The organism is Deinococcus sonorensis KR-87 (genome assembly GCF_040256395.1).
Lineage (GTDB): Bacteria > Deinococcota > Deinococci > Deinococcales > Deinococcaceae > Deinococcus > Deinococcus sonorensis.
Map to the genome: position 1 here is coordinate 2,480,917 of NZ_CP158299.1, position 14,350 is coordinate 2,495,266.

Annotated in this window: 15 protein-coding genes and 1 riboswitch; of the genes, 4 read left to right on the forward strand and 11 right to left on the reverse strand. The window is 68.5% G+C overall.

Annotated elements, in window-relative coordinates; genetic code table 11:
- The first annotated feature begins 94 nt into the window (after positions 1-94).
- Positions 95-1,087 carry a hypothetical protein gene (locus ABOD76_RS17470; protein WP_350243238.1) on the forward strand — a complete coding sequence of 331 codons (993 nt, stop codon included), beginning with the start codon at positions 95-97 and terminating at the stop codon, positions 1,085-1,087.
- A 138-nt stretch (positions 1,088-1,225) separates the two neighbouring features.
- Here the strand turns inward: ABOD76_RS17470 and ABOD76_RS17475 are convergent, their stop codons facing one another.
- From ABOD76_RS17475 to ABOD76_RS17490, 4 genes are all read right to left on the reverse strand, one after another.
- The gene (locus ABOD76_RS17475; protein ID WP_350243239.1) at positions 1,226-1,828 is read right to left on the reverse strand and encodes a Rad52/Rad22 family DNA repair protein; all 603 of its coding nucleotides are present in this window, start codon (positions 1,826-1,828) and stop codon (positions 1,226-1,228) included.
- 64 nt (positions 1,829-1,892) lie between these two features.
- A complete protein-coding gene (locus tag ABOD76_RS17480) occupies positions 1,893-3,182 on the reverse strand; it encodes an aspartate aminotransferase family protein (RefSeq protein WP_350243240.1) in 1,290 nt (429 codons plus the stop codon).
- A 24-nt stretch (positions 3,183-3,206) separates the two neighbouring features.
- Positions 3,207-3,686 carry a DinB family protein gene (locus ABOD76_RS17485; RefSeq protein ID WP_350243241.1) on the reverse strand — a complete coding sequence of 160 codons (480 nt, stop codon included), beginning with the start codon at positions 3,684-3,686 and terminating at the stop codon, positions 3,207-3,209.
- Positions 3,680-4,168 (reverse strand): DinB family protein, encoded by a 489-nt coding sequence (locus ABOD76_RS17490; protein WP_350243242.1) that lies wholly within the window; start codon positions 4,166-4,168, stop codon positions 3,680-3,682. Before ABOD76_RS17490 ends, ABOD76_RS17485 begins: the two co-directional genes overlap by 7 nt.
- Positions 4,169-4,213: 45 nt before the next feature.
- Between ABOD76_RS17490 and ABOD76_RS17495 the strand changes: the two genes are divergently transcribed.
- A complete protein-coding gene (locus tag ABOD76_RS17495; protein WP_350243243.1) occupies positions 4,214-4,570 on the forward strand; it encodes a DUF4180 domain-containing protein in 357 nt (118 codons plus the stop codon).
- A gap of 16 nt (positions 4,571-4,586) precedes the next feature.
- Here the strand turns inward: ABOD76_RS17495 and ABOD76_RS17500 are convergent, their stop codons facing one another.
- The 3 genes from ABOD76_RS17500 to ABOD76_RS17510 all read right to left on the reverse strand — a co-directional run bounded on the left by ABOD76_RS17500 (position 4,587) and on the right by ABOD76_RS17510 (position 7,915).
- On the reverse strand, positions 4,587-5,084 hold the full coding sequence (locus ABOD76_RS17500) for a DinB family protein (protein ID WP_350243244.1): 498 nt from the start codon (positions 5,082-5,084) through the stop codon (positions 4,587-4,589).
- A 6-nt stretch (positions 5,085-5,090) separates the two neighbouring features.
- A complete protein-coding gene (locus ABOD76_RS17505; protein WP_350243245.1) occupies positions 5,091-6,671 on the reverse strand; it encodes an L-glutamate gamma-semialdehyde dehydrogenase in 1,581 nt (526 codons plus the stop codon).
- A gap of 128 nt (positions 6,672-6,799) precedes the next feature.
- A complete protein-coding gene (locus ABOD76_RS17510; RefSeq protein ID WP_350243246.1) occupies positions 6,800-7,915 on the reverse strand; it encodes an alpha/beta hydrolase in 1,116 nt (371 codons plus the stop codon).
- Positions 7,916-8,037: 122 nt separating this feature from the next.
- Between ABOD76_RS17510 and pepF the strand changes: the two genes are divergently transcribed.
- Positions 8,038-9,846: an oligoendopeptidase F gene (gene pepF, locus ABOD76_RS17515; RefSeq protein ID WP_350243247.1), complete on the forward strand. Its 1,809-nt coding sequence runs from the start codon at positions 8,038-8,040 to the stop codon at positions 9,844-9,846.
- Between the two features lie 103 nt (positions 9,847-9,949).
- Here the strand turns inward: pepF and ABOD76_RS17520 are convergent, their stop codons facing one another.
- From ABOD76_RS17520 to ABOD76_RS17530, 3 genes are all read right to left on the reverse strand, one after another.
- Complete coding sequence (locus tag ABOD76_RS17520; protein WP_350243248.1) at positions 9,950-10,744, reverse strand: Cof-type HAD-IIB family hydrolase; 795 nt, start codon at positions 10,742-10,744, stop codon at positions 9,950-9,952.
- Between the two features lie 43 nt (positions 10,745-10,787).
- Complete coding sequence (locus tag ABOD76_RS17525; RefSeq protein ID WP_350243249.1) at positions 10,788-11,669, reverse strand: PhzF family phenazine biosynthesis protein; 882 nt, start codon at positions 11,667-11,669, stop codon at positions 10,788-10,790.
- A gap of 117 nt (positions 11,670-11,786) precedes the next feature.
- Positions 11,787-12,779, reverse strand: coding sequence for a tyrosine-type recombinase/integrase (locus ABOD76_RS17530; protein WP_350243250.1), 993 nt, complete (start codon positions 12,777-12,779; stop codon positions 11,787-11,789).
- A 111-nt stretch (positions 12,780-12,890) separates the two neighbouring features.
- Positions 12,891-12,959, forward strand: a riboswitch (guanidine-III (ykkC-III) riboswitch).
- An 18-nt stretch (positions 12,960-12,977) separates the two neighbouring features.
- On the opposite strand from ABOD76_RS17530, the gene sugE reads away from it, so the two are divergent.
- Complete coding sequence (sugE, locus tag ABOD76_RS17535) at positions 12,978-13,301, forward strand: quaternary ammonium compound efflux SMR transporter SugE (RefSeq protein ID WP_350243251.1); 324 nt, start codon at positions 12,978-12,980, stop codon at positions 13,299-13,301.
- 84 nt (positions 13,302-13,385) lie between these two features.
- Here the strand turns inward: sugE and ABOD76_RS17540 are convergent, their stop codons facing one another.
- A complete protein-coding gene (locus ABOD76_RS17540; RefSeq protein ID WP_350243252.1) occupies positions 13,386-14,318 on the reverse strand; it encodes a diacylglycerol/lipid kinase family protein in 933 nt (310 codons plus the stop codon).
- Positions 14,319-14,350 lie beyond the last annotated feature (32 nt).

Below are 14,350 nucleotides of genomic sequence, written 5' to 3' on the forward strand. Positions count from 1 at the left end.
TAAGCATCCCGACAAGAACGCCCCACCCTCCTCAGACGTGTCTGACGGCACAATATTCCGATGGCTGGCCCCTGAGGCCAGCGAAAGGAGCCACATGACCACTCAACCTCACGGAGTTTCCAAACGCAGTCTGTTGCTGCTGGGCGGGCTGACCGCCGCCGTCGCCAACCCCGCCACCCGCCAGAAGCTGGTGGACGGCCTGCATGGGGCCGCGGACAGCGCTGGCAAGCTGTACGAAGAGAGCCTGCTCCCGCTGGCGCAGGAAACCGGTGGCCGCCTTCAGAGCGGCGCCCAGGACGTGGCGGGCCTGACCCAGAAGGTGGCCGCCGGGGTGGTGGAGAAGGGCAGCGAGGTCGCCTCGTCGCTGCTGGAGCGCGTGCCGGAGGTGACCGCCAGCCTGAAGGAAACGGGCGAGCAGCTGCGCGACACCGGGGTGAAGGGCGCCAAGGCCCTGGTCGGGAGCGCCGGCGTGGCCGCCCATCAGGTACAGCAGCAGGCCGGGCAGGTGGTGGGCCAGCAGCTCAAGCAGGGCCGGCGTCAGGTCAAGGCGGTCCAGCGCCAGGGCCGCGTCAAGGCGAGCCGCACCCAGCGCCGTACCCTCAAGCGGCTGAACAAATATGAGAAGAAGACGGCGCGCCTGACCGCCCGCCTGGACCGTGAGGTGCCGCAGCGCCGCTCGGGCAGCGGGCTGTTCTCCCTGCTGCTGCTGGTGGCGGGCGGCGTGGTGCTGGCCCGTGTGCCGGCGGCCCGTCAGGGCATCCTGAACCTGGTCGGCCGCTTCAGCCCGGAGGCGTCCGTCACGTTGCACCAGGCGAGCCGTCAGGTGCGGAACATCGTGGGCAACGTGTGGCTGGAGCACCTGGAGCCTGCGGCCCCGCCCGCGCCCGCACCGGCTCCGGCCGCTGCCCAGGGTAGCGCGGCAGCGGCCTCCACCGCACCGGCTCCGGCCGCTGCCCAGGGTAGCGCGGCAGCGGCCTCCACCGCACCGGGCGCCGCCGCGGACGCGTCCAAACCGAACGGCAGCAAGCCCGGCGACGCCAAGCCGCAGGGCGAGCAGCCCAAGGATGCCGGCAGCGCCAAGAACTGACGTCAGCGCATAAAAAGGCCCGCTCCCAGGTGTTGGGAGCGGGCCTTCTTTTCTTCCTTCAGATCAGCCGGGTGGCGAGACCGCCGGCCAGCATCAGCAGCACCACCGAGCACAGCACGCCCAGCAGCCGCAGCCGGATCACGCGGCCTGCTCCGGCTTGTGCGGCTGCGGCTCCAGGCTGTGGAGCGCCGCCTTGAGGTGACGGTACACCTCGCGCTGCAGGTCCAGGTCGTCCGGCAGCTCGTACTTGAGCTGGTCGATGGCCTGCACGATGTGGGCGCCGCCGGGGCTGCGCTCGAAGTCCGGGCGGGCCCATTCCGGCAGTTCCGGCTGGGCCACGGCCTCGCGCTTCTGGTCGTTCCAGTCCACCCACACCTTCGGCAGGTCGTAGAGGTAGCGCCCGATGCCGAACTGCACCGCGCAGCGCTTCAGGGCGTCGCTGGACGCCGCCTTGAGTGTGCCGAACTCGCCCTCGCCCGCCTCGCCGATGTCCTCGCGCGTCACGCCCAGCACGGTCAGGCGGCCCTTGACGGTGGGCGTCTGGGTTCCCGCGATCACTTCGATCTCGAAGCTCCAGCCGTCGGGGCAGATGGCGTCCAGGCGGTCCTGAACCGCGCGGGCATCCACGTAGGCCAGCAGCAGCGCCCGGCTCCGATCCTTGCTGATGACCTGGGGCTTCCAGTTCACGAGGTGACTCGGAAACGGGGCGTGCAGTCGTCTCTGAACATCACTCAGCTTCATGCATTTAGTTTACAACGTAATCCAGTTACGGTCAAGACAGAATGTGACAGTCCGGCTTCCCGGTTCAGTCGTGCAGCTGCCCGAGCGCCTGCCCCAGCAGCGACAGCAGTTCGTCGGCCTGCCCATCGGTGATGCTCAGCGGCGGCCCCAGCAGCAGGTGGTCGCCGCGCACGCCGTCCACCGCGCCGCTGCCGGGGTAGGTGATCAGGCCCAGCTCGAAGGCCCGTCGGCCCAGCCGCTCGGCCAGCTCGGGGCGGGGGTACGCCTCGCCAGTAGCGGGGTCACCCAGCACCAGCCCGAACATCAGGCCCCGGCCACGCACCTCCAGCACCTGCGGGAAGCGGGCGGCCAGCCCGCGCAGCCCGTCCAGCAGCTGTGCGCCCAGCACCGCGGAGCGCTCCACCAGCCGCTCCTGCTCCAGCACATCCAGCACCGCGGCGCCCACCGCCGCGCTCAGCGGGTGGCCGGCGTAGGTGTAGCCGTGCTTGTACGCGCCGGAGCCGTCCATCACCGCGCGGTACAGTTCCGGCGAGGCGGCGATGCCGGCCAGCGGCACGTACCCGGCCGCCAGACCCTTGCCCAGCACCACGATGTCCGGCGTGACGTCCCACGGTTGCAGGGCCAGCGGGGTGCCGCAGCGTCCCATGCCGCACATCACCTCGTCGGCGATGAACAGCACGCCGTACTCCCGGCAGATCTGCTGCACCCGCTGGTAGTAGCCGTCTGCGGGGGCCAGCGCCGCGTCCGACGCGCCCACCACCGGCTCGGCCATGAACGCCGCCACCGTCTGCGGCCCCAGCTGCTCAATCAGGGTCCGCAGCTGCTCGGCGTCCTCCGCGCCGTCGCGCCGGGGGTCCGGCTTCGGCAGTTTGGGCCAGGCGTCCTCGTTCATCAGCGGGGTATACAGCTCGCGCCGCGCCCCCATCCCGGACGCGGCGAGGCTGCCGAGCGAGGCCCCGTGATAGCTGGGCCGCCGGGTGATGATCCGGAAGCGCTGCGGCTGGCCGCGCTCCGCCTGCACCTGACGGCTGAGCTTGATGGCGCTCTCGGTGGCCTCCGAACCGCCCGAGACCGCAAAGAAGCGGTATCCGGGCAGGTCCAGAAAGGCCATCAGCCGCTCCGCGTACCGCTCCAGCGCCTCGGAGCTGAACTGCGAGCCGTGAACGAAGGCCAGCGTGCGGGCGGCCTGCGCCACCGCGTCGGCAATCTCCGGGCGGCCCTGGCCGATGTTGGCCACCAGCGCGCCGGACGCGCCGTCAAGGTAGCGCCGCCCCTCGCGGTCCCAGAGATAGGGGCCCTCGGCGCGGACGGCCACGGGATAGGTGCGGGACGTACGGTAAAACACACTGGACATGGCGTGAACCTTTCTGGGAAGCGGCTACCAGCTGTCGCCGCCGCCGGGGGGTGGCCACGCGCCGATCAGCTGGCGCACCGTGACCACCTGCCCCAGGTGGTACAGCCCGTGGCCGGCGTAGCTGGTGAGGGGAACGATGCGGAAGCGGTCCTGGGGGTCCAGCTCGGACATGAAGGCTTCATCCTGCGCCAGGGCGGCCAGCGCGGATAGGTCGCGGAAGAAGGTCTCCTGGAGGACCGCCCACTCGCCGGGTTCAGGCCAGCCCTGGGCGGCGTGCGCCACGTCCGGCGGGTGCTCGCCCCGGAGCACCGAGAGCAGGTAGGCCTGCCAGAACTGGACATGCGCCACCACCTCGGCCACCGAGTGCGGCAGCCCCGGCGGGCGGGTGTGGGCCTGCTCCGCATTCAGGCCATCGAGCGCCTGCACCCAGCTGACGTTGGCGTTGCCGCCATGAAACAACGACGACACCGCGTCCAGCGTGCTGACCTGCAGCGTCTTCACCACGTGTCGCCGCCCCCCGGAGGCGGCCACGAGCCGAGCGCCTGCCGCACGGTGATGATCTGCCCGAAGTGGTGGGCGGTGTGCAGCGCGAAGTCGGCCAGCAGTTCCCCGATGGTTTCCTGGTGGTTGACCGGGCTGGCCAGGTCCGGGCGGGCGGCGTGGCTGTCGGTGCGGGCCAGCAGCTGATAGAAGGCGGCCTTGAGCGGCTCCCAGTCGTCCGGGGTGACGGCCGGCCAGGTGTCGGCAGCGTGGGCCGGATACGGCACCGGGGCGCCGGTCTCGATCACCTCCAGCATCCAGCCGAGCCACCAGTTGACGTGTGCGAGCAGCTCGGCCACCGAGTGCGGCAGGTGCTCGGGCCGGGTGGTCGCCTGCTCGCCGCTCAGGCCACCCAGCGCCGCTTCGACGCCGACATACGCCTGACCGCCCCGGAACAGCCGGGGCAGCAGGCGGGCGAGTGGGGGAGGGGTCGGTGAATCAGTCATGCGGTCAGTGTCGCAGAATCGTGGAGGAAGACACGGAGGTGAAGGATGCCGGAACCGGATGAAGTCAGGATTGGACGGGCCACGGACCTGGGGGTCCGGGTCGAGCGCCGCTCAGACATCGCGCAGCTGATCGGCGCGTCCTACCCTCTGGACGGCCTGCTGCTGTCCGAGGCCGACCTGGGGCCGGAGGTGTTCCGGCTCGCCAGCGGTCTGGCGGGCGAGCTGTTTCAGACCTGTGTGAACCTGCGCCTGCCGGTCGCGCTGGTGCTGCCGGACATGACCGCATACGGCGAGCGCTTTGCCGAACTGGCCCGCGAGCACACCCGGCACCCGGACGTGCGGTTCGTCCACTCGGAGGCCGAGGGGCGCGCCTGGCTGACCGCACGGCTCGCCCGAGGCTGACCGAGACCGTGCCTCATCACCAGGTGTCGCCCCCTCCGGGTGGTGGCCACGCGCCGAGCATCCGGCGCAGCAGGATCACCTGCCCCAGGTGCACGGCATTGTGGAGGGCGTGAAGCGTCAGCTCGTGGCCCAGCGTGTCGCGCCCGCGCACCAGCCGCGTGAGGTCCGCCTCGCGGGCCAGCCGCTTCACGTCCTCCAGCCCGTCCAGAAAGGACGCCCTGAGCGCGTCCCAGCCGTCCGGATCCACGCTGGGCCAGCCGTCGGCGGCCTGAGCCGGTGGGGCGGCCGGTTCGCCCCGGCCGAGTGCCAGCGTGTACTGCTGCCAGAAGCGCAGGTGCGCCACCAGTTCGGCCACCGTATGCGGGGACCCGCCCACGGGGCGGCAGGCGTCCTCCGCGCTCAGCCCGTCCAGCGCCCGGCCCGGCGGCACGAAGGCGCTGCCCTGGTCCAGCAGCAGTTCCAGCGCTTCTGGCGAGGGGCCGAGCAGCGGCGGTGGGTCAGGTGCCTGCGTCATGGCGCCTCAGTACTTCTGCGCCACCGTCTTGGTCTGCAGGAACCAGAACAGGTAATCCGGGCCGCCGACCTTGGCGTTGGTGCCGCTCATGCCGTAGCCGCCGAACGCGTGGGTGCCGCTCATGGCGCCGGTGCACTTGCGGTTGATGTAGAGGTTGCCCACGTGGAAGCGGCGGCGGGCGGCCGAGATCTTCTGCGGATCGCGGCTGTAGAAGCTGCCGGTCAGGCCGTAGTCGCTGTCGTTGGCCAGTTCGAGCGCGTGCTCCCAGTCGCGGGCGCGGGTAAAGGTCAGCACCGGCCCGAAAATCTCCTCCTGGAACAGCGGATCGTTCGGCTGCACGTCCCCGAAGATGGTGGGGGCCAGATACGCCCCGTGCAGGCCCTCCACCGCCTGACCGCCCAGCGCGAGCGTGGCCGACTGCCGGCCCGCCTCGATGTAGCGCAGGATGCGCTCCAGGCTGCCCTGGTGGATCACCGGCCCCACGGCGGCGTTGTCCTCCGGCAGCCCGACGTGCAGCGCGCGGGCCTGCTGCACCACCCGCTCCAGCACCTGATCGTAGACGCTGTCTTCCACAATGGCGCGGCTGCAGGCGCTGCACTTCTGGCCCGCGTACCCGAAGGCCGACTGCACGATGCCGGTCGCGGCGGCGTCCAGGTCGGCGTCGGCGCAGACCACGGTGGCGTCCTTGCCGCCCATCTCGGCCATGACCCGCTTCAGCCAGCGCTGCCCTGGCTGCACCCGTGCGGCGCGCTCCGCGATGCGGCACCCGATCTCGCGGCTGCCCGTGAAGGCGATCATGCGCACCCGGGGGTGGTCCACCAGCGGGTCCCCCAACACGTCGTCCGGGCCGGTCAGGAACTGGATCACGTTGCGCGGCAGCCCCGCCTCGAACAGCAGTTCGATCATCAGCAGGCTGGACAGCGGGGTCTCGGAGGCTGGCTTCCACACCACCGTGTTGCCCGCGGCGATGGCGCCCAGCGCCATGCCCAGCGGAATGGCCGCCGGATAGTTCCACGGCGAGATGACCGCCACCACGCCCAGCGGCTCGTACACGGTTGTCACGTGCTCGTCGGGCATCGGATAGACCGGCTTGCCCTCGGCCCACTTGAGCGTCTCACGGGCGAACACCTCGAAGTGGTCCACGCACTCGGCCACCTCGCCGTCGGCCTCGGCCCAGTTCTTGCCGTTCTCCAGGCTCATCACGGCGTTGAACTCCATGCGCCGCGCCCGCAGCAGGGTGGCGGCCCGCTTGAAGATGCTGGCCCGCTGCATCGGCTCCGACCAGCGCCAGCTCTCGAAGGCCTCCAGCGCGCAGCCGATGGCCTCCTCCAGCTGGGCGGCGGTGGCGTTCTGGAAGTGCCAGACGCTCTCACGGGTGTCGCCGGGGTTGGTCACCGCGAAGGTGCCGTCGCCGTCGACGGCCCGCTCCCCGATCAGGAGGGGGAAACGCTGGCCCACGTAGCGCTGCCTCACCTGCTGGTACGCGAAACGCTGCTGCTGAGTCACCTCGGGCTGAGAGTAGTCGAAATACGGTTCGTGTTCGAACGGCAGGAAGCCTTCGAGCACTGCAGGTCCAGATGGGGCCATGGGCCACCTCCTCTTGAGATGAAGGGCAGGCTAACACGTCGGCCCGGACCCCGCCAAGTGCGCTGTCAGACGCCAGAAAATGGATCCGAAGAGTGGATACGGTCCCGTACCCTTGTGGTCCTGACCTTTCAAATGCCAGGTCGCCGGGCCAGCCGTTCCAGCCAGCCGCGCAGAAAACCCGGGAAGCGGTGGGCCCAGGCCGCCTCGTCGTGCCAGTGTCCGGTTCCGATCATCAGCTCCACCGCCGCCCCCTGCGCTTCCAGCTGATCGGCCAGGGCGCGGGTCTGGCGCACCAGCAGGGCCGCCGCCTCCAGCGTCCGGTCTTCCTGATCGCCCATGTCGAGATACACGTGCTGTGGCCCGGTGGCCTGCCCCTTGAGCCAGTCGAGCAGGGCGAAATCGCCGGGCCAGACGGCCGGGCTGAACGCGCCCACCGTGCCGTACAGGTCCGGCCGCCGGTACCCCGCATACAGGCTGATCAGACCGCCCAGCGACGAACCGGCCACGGCGGTGTGGGCCGCCCCCGGTTCGGTCTGGAACTGCCGGTCCAGCGCCGGTTTGAGGGTGGTGGTCAGGAAGTCCAGATAGGCATCGCCCAGCGGCGCGTGGCCATTGATGCGCGAGGGAAACGGGGTGTACAGCTGGCTGCGCCGCTCGTCCACCGGCACCGCGGCCAGGATGCACGGGAGGCCCGCCTCCGCCAGCTGACCGGCAGCCTCGTCGGCCCCCCACTCCACCCCGGCCCAGGCGGTGGCCGCATCGAAGACGTTCTGCCCGTCGTGGAGGTACAGCACCGGATAGCGCCGGCCGGTCTGCCCGTGGCCGGGTGGCAGCCAGACCAAGACTTCCTGCCGGCCCAGTTGAGGGTGGGTGAGCGTCAGGGTCTCGATCTGTCCGCTGCGGGTGGACGGCCGCTCCGGGCCGGGCCGGTCCTGCCACCCGGCCACCGGGAGCGGCATCGTGGCGTCCTGCCGGACCACCAGCCGGTGGCCGGGTGCGCGCCCGCCGAACCGGTCGCCTTCCTCGCTCGCGGCGTCACCGCGCCGCACCTTCACCTCGAGCAGCTGGCCCAGCGGAACCGTCTGCTCCAGCACCCAGCGCCCGTCCTGCTGGTGAAACTGCCAGCCGTCCACCCGGTCCTGCCAGTCGAGGTGGGTGCCGGTCAGCCAGAAGCCGGGTTCGGTGGGGGTGCCGGGCGGCAGGTGCAGTTCGAAGCGCAGTCGCGCCAGAGGTTGAAAGGGCATGCCGCATGGTACGGGGCGGGGTGCCTCAGGGGTGCGCTGTGCGTCGGTGCATCACCGGTGGCCCCTTTCCACGCGTTCCTTTACCTTTGGGGTGCGCCGGGCGCCATCTGTTAGGCTGCGCCATGCCACAATCCACGCTGCCCACCCGCCAGCAGCTGTCCCGAGACCAGCAATGGGACATCGAAGCCCTGTACGCCACGCCGGACGACTGGGAGGCCGAAGCCGCCCGTCTGCCGGCCGAGCTGGACGCCCTGAACCAGCACCAGGGTCAGCTGGGCCACTCGCCCGACCAGCTGGCCGCCTACCTGCGCGACGAGGAAGCGCTGCGGCTGCGGCTGAACCGCCTGACCAGCTACGCCAGCATGAGCGCCAGCGTGGATGGTCAGGACACCGTGGCGGCCGACCGGCGCGACCGGTCCACCGAGGTGGCGAGCCGGCACGCGGCGGCCACCGCTTTTGCCCAGCCGGAGCTGCTCGCGCTGGACGAGGCCACCCTGCGCGGCTGGCTGGATCAGGCGCCGCTGTCCGAATACCGCGTGCCGATCGAGCGGGTGCTGCGGACCCGCCCGCATGTGCGCAGTGCAGAGGTGGAACAGCTGCTGGGTGCGCTCGGCTCGCCGTTCGGGAGCGCACGCAACATTCACCCGACCATCGCCAACATGGACCTGGACTTCGGCTCGGTGGCCGGCACCCCACTGGGCCACGGGACGGTGGGCGCCCTGGAGGTCTCGCCCGACCGCGAGGTGCGGCGGCAGGCCTGGGAACAGTACGCCGACGCGCACCTGTCGGTGCAGCACGGCATGGCCGCCAGCTACGTGACCGGCGTGCGGCAGAACGTGTTTACGGCGAGGGCGCGGCACTATCCGGACGCGCTCAGCGCGGCCCTGGCTCCCGGCAATATTCCCGAGTCGGTGTTTCACTCGCTGATCCGGACCTATCAGGACAACGTGGGCATCTGGCACCGGTACTGGCAGGTGCGCGCCCGCTGGCTGGGCCTGGAGCGGCTGCGCGAGTACGACGTGAAGGCGCCACTCTCGGACCGGGCCCCGCAGGTCTCGTATGCCCAGGCGGTGGACTGGATCGGCGAGGGCATGGCGCCGCTGGGGGAGGAGTATGGGACGGCCATGCGGCGCGGTCTGACGGACGAGCGCTGGGTGGATTACGGCCTGAACCTGCATAAGCGCCAGGGGGCGTACAGCAACGGGGTGTATCCGGTGAAGCCGTACATCTTCATGAGCTGGAATGACTCGCTGGGCAGTCTCAGCACGCTGGCTCACGAGATCGGGCACAGCATGCACACTCATCTGAGCTGGCAACACCAGCCGTTTGCCCACGCCCGCTACACGCTGTTCGCTGCCGAGGTGGCCTCGAACTTCAATCAGGCGATGGTCCGGCGGCATCTGTTCGCGACGCAGCCGGACCCGGCGTTTCAGGTGGCGCTGATCGAGGAGGCGATGAGCAATTTCCACCGTTACTTCTTCATCATGCCCACGCTGGCCCGCTTTGAGCTGGAAGCGCATCGCCGGGTCGAGGCCGGGCGCGGCCTGTCCGCCCCGGATTTGAATGCGCTGATGGCTGACCTGCTGCATGACGGCTACGGGGACGGGGTGCAGATGGACCGGGATCGGAGCGGCATCACCTGGGCTGAGTTCTCCACCCACCTGTACAGCCCGTTCTATGCGTACCAGTACGCCACTGGGATCAGCGCGGCCCATCAGCTGCTGGCCTCCTTCGATGAAGACGCCGAGGCGGCCCGGACCCGCTATCTCACCTTCCTGGGCGAAGGGGGAAGACTTGACCCGCTGGAGGCGCTCCAGAACGCGGGCGTGGACATGACTGGACCGGCTGCAGTGGAACGCACCTTCCAGGTGTTGTCTGGCTACGTGGACCGCCTCGAGCAGTTGCTGAGCCATCGGGAGCAACATGCCTGATCAGGCAAAATTTTCACGAGCCGGGGCTATCGTGAATACTTTCACTTACTAAAAGAGCGAGACGAGTCTGCCCTTCTCCCAGGTGGAGAGGGCAGACTTGCATTTAAAGCTGGCGCGCGAGCGCGAAGGCGTCGAGCAGGCCCAGATCATCCACGCGGCCCACCTGATATCGCGAGGCGGCCAGCGCCTCCGCGTCAGCGTTGCCCATGGCGACCGGGTGCCCCACCGCTTCCATGGCCAGCACATCGTTGTGGCCATCCCCGACCATCATGACCCGGTCCAGGGACAGACCGTACTTCTGGGCGATCTGACGGATGGCGGTGCCTTTATTGACGCTCGCATCGGTCACGCTGATAAACATCGTGTCGGGCATGCCCGGGCTCCCGGCCGGATGCAGTTCCAGCCCTGGGTGCGGTTCGGCCAGCACCTCCTGCGTCTCGCTGAGCGGCACCACCCACTGCACCCGCACCACCTGCCCCTGCAGGCTCAGCAGGTCCCGCTGCACGTACGGCAGGCCCAGCAGGGCCGCATGCTCCACAGCGCGGCGTTCAGTGGACTCCACCGCGTACTCCGTGTCGGTGTACACCTCCAGAATGCGGCCCGTGCGGCGGGACTGCTCCACCAGTCGGTGCAGCTCGTGTTCAGGAAATGGCGTGCTGAGCGAGGCGCCACTCTCCACGTTCACGATGCTTGCCCCGTTCTGGAACACGTGCCAGCCGCTGGGATCGAGTTTCCTGGCGTAGTTGAAGGCCTTGCCGAACGCTGGCCGTCCGCTGCAGACGGCCAGATGCAGCCCGTCCCGGACGGCATCCGCGGCGGCGGCCCAGACTTCGGGAAACACTTCGTTGCTGCTGCCGACCAGCGTTCCGTCCACATCAATACAGATCAGTCCTAGCATCGGCGCAGTCTACCCGCCGAGCCGCCTCAGTCGACCGCCCGACCTAGCAGGGGGTCCAGCGGCCCTCTCGCTCGAGCACCGCACATCCCCCGACCCAGACCTGCGGAGCCGGCCCCGCGGACGTGTGCACCTCCACATGCACCTCGCCCGGCGTGCCGAGATGATGGCCCTGCAGCACCGTCGCGCGGGCGCAGTTGCTCTGGAGCGGCAGCAGGCCGTGGTCCGTGAGCATGGCGATCAGGGCACCGCCACTGCTGCCGGTGACCGGGTCTTCTGGGATGCCCAGCAGCGGCGCGAAATCGCGGGCCGCGAAGGTAGTGGTTCCCATCGGTGCGTAGGCATAGACCGAACCGACCTGTAGCTGCTCACTCAGGGCGGAGATGCTGCCCAGATCGGGCTGCAGTGTCTCCAGTAGTCTGGCGTCTACCAGGGGAACAAACACGGACCACAGTCCGGTGAAGGCCGCCCTCAACGGCAGGCGGCGGTCCAGCATCCGGGCGTCCAGGCCCAACGCCTCGGCCAGGGGCTTGCGCAGGGCTGGGGCAACGGGCCGGACCCGCAACTTCGGTTGCTGCATCCAGATGCGCTCCGGCAATCCGGCCTCAGTTTCGAGTGAGAGGGGGACGTCTCCGGCCATACTCTGGACCGTCATCGGCTGACCCCGCCACAGACCGCGTTGCGCCAGCACCAGGCCAAGCGCCACCGTTGCATGACCGCAGAACTCCACCTCCTGCGTAGGGGTGAAATACCGGACCCGCACGGCTCCACCCTCTGGCTGCTCGACAAAGGCTGTTTCCGGCGCGCCGATATGCCGGGCCAGTTGCTGCATGTAGACGTCCTCGACCGGATGCTCCGTCAGGACAACGCCCGCCCGGTTGCCGAGCCCCGGCGTCCGGGTAAACGCACTGACCTCGCAATAGTTCATGTCTCTGAGTGTAGAAGAGTTCGATCTTTAGATCGAAGAAACATTTCACGATTCCTGTTTATCGTGAATAGTTTCACTTACTATCCCACTCCTCATAGGTCCAGAAACAACTTTTGCTCAATCGAACTGTTCAACTGCATCATTCAAATCATCCTCCGGAAGTTCCACATACCGGCGGGTGGTATCCACCTGCTCGTGGCCCAGGAAGCCAGCCACACGGGTAAAGTCTTTGACGGCAGCGTACAGCTGGGTGCCGGCATATTTCCGCCCAGCATGGAAGCCCCGGAATTCATGCTCACGGCCCAGCTGAAGCGCCAGCCGCTGCAGGCGCTCGTAGGCGGTTGAGTAGGCGTGGAAGCTGAACAGTGGGCCGTGGTGGGGGAGGGTGCGGTCGCCCTGCAGCTCAAGGAGGGCCGACCGGAGCCGCGCACTCATCGGCACCAGGCGTGCCTTGTCGCCCTTGCCGTGCGCCACAAGCAGCCGTCGCCCCGGAAGATTGACATGCTGCCACTCCACGCTGAGTGCCTCCGTGATCCGGAGCCCGGCATGGGCCATCAGCAGCAGCAGGGCCCGTTCATCCGGGGCCGCCGCGTCCACCATGGCCCGCACGAAGTCGGCCTTGTACGGCGGATTCTTGACGATGCCGCGAGTGCGGTCACGCGGGCGCTTCACATCGGTGAACGGGTCGGCCTCGGTGGCCCCAGCCCAGCGCAGTGCACGGTACAGCGCTGTGGCGGCCGCCACGCGGTTCTGGATAGTGGCGGGTTTCAGGCCGGCAGTTCCCAGGCTCGCCACATACAGGGACGGCTCGCGGCGGCCCGGGCGCAGCAGATTCCAAGCATGGTCCTGGGCGTGCTCTACAAACAGGCGGATGCCGGTGCGGTAGGACCGCAAGGTATGCGGACTGGCCGAGATGCCCGCCTGCGAGTCGCTGCTCAGATACGCCAGCGTGAGTGCCCACAGGTCTTCGAAGGATTTGTCACGGGCTGCAGTCACAGCACGGACCCGAAGTGCTTCGTCGGTTAGCCCAGCCAGGCTCCGGGCCTGGGCCAGGCGGTCGCCGTCGTAGGTCTGGAGGGCGGTGGACGGGGTCGGTGGCTTCTCGGTCACCCTCCGATGATAAGTGAAATTATCATCGGATGCATCAGGTGGACGGGGAGAGGTAGCTGATCCGGTGCTCACCATCCACCTGCAAGCGGCCGGTACACTTCCGCCCGTACCTGTGACCGGCTGCGGTGCAGGACCCGGACGAGAGCAGCGCCGTACCCGGTGACGACAAGACGGCGCGACACTGGGAGGTGTCGTGCCATGGCATGGATCTTGCTGTTTATAGCTGGAAGTCTGGAAATCGCCTGGGCCATCGGCCTCAAATACAGCGACGGGTTCACCCGGCCGCTGCCCTCCATCCTGACGGTGCTCGGCATGCTGGCGAGCATGGGCCTGCTGGGGCTGGCCACCCGGAGCCTCCCGATTGGGACCGCCTATGGTGTGTGGGTCGGCATCGGTGCGGTGGGCGCGGCGGTGCTGGGCATCGTGCTGTTTAAAGAGCCGGCCACGCCGGCAAGGTTGACCTTCCTGTTCCTGATGGTCGTGGCGATCATCGGCCTGAAGGCCACCGGAGGCCACGGCTGAACGCCACTGCATCCGCTTGACGCCCGCTGCATACGACGCTAGAGTAGAGAAATCAAAGCGGCCTCCGGGTCGCTTTTTTGTTGCTCAGGTGTTGAGGGCCGTCTTGCGGGCCGGCGTCACAAAGCGGATCGCGCCCGGAAGCACCCGCGCCACGAACGGCGTGGTTTCCACGTGCAGTTCACCGTCGTATTGCAGCGGGAACGGGTTAGCCGCTTCCACCTGAATCTCGCGCGCCGTGAAGGTATCAAGGTTCCCGCTGAACATCGGGTCGCCCAGGTTCAGCTTGGCCCGCACGCTGTCGATCAGGTTTGGCAGAAAGCGCAGCAGGTTGCCCGGCTTCAGCACGACCACCGTCAGTCGGCCGTCCGAAGGGCTGATGTCGTCGGTGATCGGCAGCCCGTAGTTGGCCTTCCCAAAATTCGCCACCATCACCCCGATGCCTTCAACGGTGCGCGGTTCTCCGTCCACGGTCAGCGTAAAGGTGGTGCGCGGCGGGTTCACCTGGCGCAGGGCACTCATCACGTAGGCCATCACCCCGAACCTGGGTTTGAGTTCTTCGCTGTCCTTGATCATGCTCGCGTCGGCACCCGCGCCGGCCAGCATGGCAAAGCCGCTCTTCTCGCCGCGCACCTCAATCTCGCCCAGATCCACCCGCACCACGCCTCCGTCCAGCACCAGACCAGCCAATGCCTGCGGGTCCTCAGGCAGCTCCAGATTCTGGGCGATCAGGTTGGCTGTACCTGCGGGGTACGCCAGCAGTGGAATATTGCTGTAGCGCAGTGCATAGGCCGCACTGCTCACGGTGCCATCTCCCCCCGCGGCCACCACCACATCGAAGCTGGCGCGGTCCTCCAGGTAGGTGGCCATCGGCACGTCTTTTTCCAGCTCGCGCAGCTCGACGATGGCGCCGGCCGCCTTGAGAAACTCGATGCACTGCAGGACCGTCGGATCTCCCTTGCCGGATTTGGGGTTGAAGAGAACGAGAATCCGCTTGTTTGGGGGGGTTTGACCGGTCATGCAAGCTCCATTACACTGCCAGGACGGAGGAC